Origin of the sequence: Pallidibacillus pasinlerensis, assembly GCF_009996845.1 — a bacterium.
Taxonomy (GTDB): domain Bacteria; phylum Bacillota; class Bacilli; order Bacillales; family Caldibacillaceae; genus Pallidibacillus; species Pallidibacillus pasinlerensis.
Genome location: NZ_JAACYS010000145.1, coordinates 1 through 1,293 on the forward strand (window position 1 = coordinate 1; position 1,293 = coordinate 1,293).

The window sequence follows — 1,293 nt, forward strand, 5'->3', positions numbered from 1 at the left end:
CAAAATCACTTTTTTAAAAATTTGAACAAATTACTTAAAGATGTTGATGATCCAAGGCACCAAAGCTATATCACCTATGACACGGAAGTCCTTTTGATGATGGTTATTTTGAAAAATGCATGCAACTTAAAGAGTATGCGCGAAATGACAAACGAATTTAATAAGGAAGAGTGCATTAAAAATTTGGGGAAATTGTTGGGGAATGAAGATTTGGAAGAACTGCCCCATTATGACACAATCAATGATTTTTTGTCACGATTGAACCCGGCAGAACTTGAAAGGATCCGAATCGATATGATCAAGAAATTATTCAAAAAGAGGTGTTTTGAATCCTATCGTATCAATGGGGAATACTGGGGTATTGCCATAGATGGGACCGGTATTTTTACTTTTGACAAAAAACATTGTGAACACTGCCTGAGACGAGTGTACAAATACACAGACAAGGAAACGGGTGAAGAAAAAATAAAGACCATCTACATGCATCATGTCTTGGAAGCCAAATTAATTGTGGGAAATATGGTGCTGAGTGTGGCCTCCGAGTTTATTGAAAATGAATCAGAGGACGTGGAAAAGCAAGATTGTGAGTTGAATGCTTTTTATCGACTGACTGCTAGACTGAAAGACACCTTTAAAAAACTGCCTATCTGTCTGATTGCCGATAGTCTTTATGCCTGCGAAAATGTATTGAAACAATGCAAGGCGAATAATTGGAACTACTTATTCCGTTTTAAGGAAGATCGTATTAAAAGCATCACCGATGAGTTTCAAGCGTTAAAAAATATGGAAGAGGAGGAAGGCAAGAAAGCCAATGTGGTAAAGATACGTGAAAGCGAACAGCGAGGGGAAATCACCTGGGTGAACGATATTGATTACAGAGGCTTTGGGGTGAATGTTTTCGAATGCGAATTAGAAGATGAAAAAAGAAAACAAAAATTTACCTTTATCACAGATATAAAAATCACAAAAAACAATGCAAAGAAACTGATGAACGCTGGCAGAAGCCGCTGGAGAATAGAGAATGAGGGGTTTAACAGACAAAAAAACCTGCGCTACCACATTGAACACGCAAGCAGCCAAGATTACAATGCCATGAAAAATCACTACCTATTAACCCAAATTACAGAGATTATCATGGTGTTACATGAGCATGGGTCAAAAATATTGAGAAGCATGAAGAAAACGATAAAAGAAATATCCTCGCGATTGTTAGAAGCCTTTCGCGGGCAAACACTAACAGACGAGGATATCGCACAACTGGGAAAACCTATGCAAATTAGGTTTACCTAGCGA

General features: G+C 37.9%; 1 protein-coding gene. It reads left to right on the top strand.

Features of this window, described 5'->3' with window-relative positions:
• Positions 1-1,290 (top strand): transposase family protein (locus GW534_RS15870; RefSeq protein WP_246204224.1); only part of this gene is annotated, 1,290 nt, incomplete at its 5' end.
• Between the last annotated feature and the right edge of the window lie 3 nt (positions 1,291-1,293).